This window comes from Mesorhizobium sp. M8A.F.Ca.ET.208.01.1.1 (assembly GCF_004791315.1).
Classification (GTDB): domain Bacteria; phylum Pseudomonadota; class Alphaproteobacteria; order Rhizobiales; family Rhizobiaceae; genus Mesorhizobium.
This window is the reverse complement of record NZ_SRUT01000182.1, coordinates 1-336: the sequence shown is the minus strand read 5'-3', so window position 1 is coordinate 336 and position 336 is coordinate 1. Positions and strand designations below refer to the sequence as shown.

Annotated in this window: 1 pseudogene; it reads left to right on the top strand. The window is 62.2% G+C overall.

From position 1 onward, the window contains the following. Positions 1 to 36: 36 nt before the first annotated feature. Positions 37 to 336, top strand: a pseudogene (locus tag EN851_RS36640) (DNA methylase); the annotation flags it as partial.

Below are 336 nucleotides of genomic sequence, written 5' to 3'. Positions count from 1 at the left end.
GTCCGCCCAGCCGATCGCGACGATAGCGCGATCCGCTTGAACCGCTGGTTCGCGAGGCACTCCGATTTCGTGCTCGGCAGCCACGCCACGAAGTCCGGTCCCTTCGGCGATACTTACACCTGTCTGCCGCGCCAAGGCGTCGACCTCGAGCAGGCTCTTTCCGAAGCGATCTCTCTTCTTCCGGAAGCGATCTATGACGGCGAGCCCGAGGTCATTGATCGCGACGCCGACGACAGCATCGACTGCGTCGACGACCTTCGTCCTGACGCGATCGCTATCCGTGCGGGCAGCTACTTCATTGCCATGAACACAGCACTGATGCAGATGGTCGACGGC